At 78.9% G+C, this 1,292-nt stretch carries 1 protein-coding gene and 1 pseudogene; one reads left to right on the top strand and one right to left on the bottom strand.

From position 1 onward, the window contains the following. Positions 1 to 1,009: iron chelate uptake ABC transporter family permease subunit (locus tag ABEB16_RS08450; protein WP_345711817.1), on the top strand; the 1,009-nt coding region annotated here is incomplete at its 5' end. 31 nt (positions 1,010 to 1,040) lie between these two features. On the opposite strand, the pseudogene ABEB16_RS08455 reads toward ABEB16_RS08450, so the two are convergent. Further along, positions 1,041 to 1,292 (bottom strand): annotated as a pseudogene (locus tag ABEB16_RS08455) (diacylglycerol/lipid kinase family protein); the annotation flags it as partial.

Raw genomic sequence — 1,292 nt, forward strand, 5'->3', positions numbered from 1 at the left:
CGCGCCGTCGGTGCGGCGGCGCGGGCGCGGGGCGGTGGCCTGCGCGGGCCTGGCGGCGCTGGTGGTGGTGCTGTTCGTCCTCGAGGTGCGGCTGGGGGACCTCACCCTGTCCACCCAGGCGGTGCTCGACGTGCTGCGCGGCGGCGGGCAGCGGCTGGACCGGTTCGTGGTGCTCCAGCTGCGGCTGCCGCGGGCGCTGGCCGCCGCGGCGGTGGGGGCGGCGTTCGGGCTGGCGGGGGCGCTGGCGCAGTCGGTGTGCCGCAACCCGCTGGCCAGCCCCGACGTGCTGGGGGTGACGGCCGGGGCGAGCGCGGCGGCGGTGGCGGCGCTGGTGCTGGGCGGCGGCACCCTCGCGGGTCTCGGGCTGCCCGTGGCGGCGCTGCTGGGCGGGTTGCTGGCCGCGGTGGCGATCTACCTGCTGGCCTGGCGCGGCGGGGTCGCGGGGCTGCGGCTGGTGCTGGTGGGCCTGGGCGTGGCGGCGGCGCTGTCGGCGGTGACGGGGTGGCTGCTGCTGCGCGCGGAGCTGCCCGACCTGGCCAGCGCCACCCGCTGGATCACCGGCAGCCTCAACGGGGTGGACGCGGCGCGGGTGCCGCTGCTGGCGGGCGCGCTGGCCGTGGTGCTGGCCGGGTGCGCGGCGGGCCGGCGGACGCTGGAGGTGCTGCGGCTGGACCCGGCGACGGTGCGGGCGCTGGGGGTGCGCCCGCAGCTGGCGCAGGGGGTGCTGCTGCTGGCGGCGGTGGTGCTGGCGTCGCTGGCCACGGCGGTGGCGGGGCCGGTGGGTTTCGTGGCGTTCGTGGCGCCGCAGCTGGCCCTGCGGGTGTGCCGGTCGGTGGGTGAGCCGCTGCTGGCCTCGGCGCTGGCGGGGGCGGCGCTGCTGCTGGGTTCGGACCTGCTGGGGCGGGTGCTGCTGCCGGTGGAGCTGCCGGTGGGGGTGGTGACGTCCGTGCTGGGGGCGCCGTGCCTGCTGCTGCTCCTGGTGCGCCGCGGGCGCCGCGGCGGGGCCTGAGGGGGCGGCCCCACCGCGCTCCGGGTGGGGTTCAGCGCACGACGGACAGGGCCCCGGCCGCGCAGCGGACGACGACCTCGGCCCCGGCGTCGACGTCGTGGACCTCGCCGTCCATCTGCAGCGGCATCGGCGTGACCGCGGCGAAGCGGTACGGCTCGGTGCGGGAGACGAACTCGTGCGTGCCGGTGACGACCCGCAGGAAACCGGCGATGAGCTGCAGCTTGCTGCGGTGGCGGATGAGGAGGGTCTCGTACGCCCCGTCGGTGGTGGAGGAACCCTCGGC

The sequence above is a fragment of the Kineococcus glutinatus genome (genome assembly GCF_039542765.1).
GTDB classification, from domain to species: Bacteria; Actinomycetota; Actinomycetes; order Actinomycetales; family Kineococcaceae; genus Kineococcus_A; species Kineococcus_A glutinatus.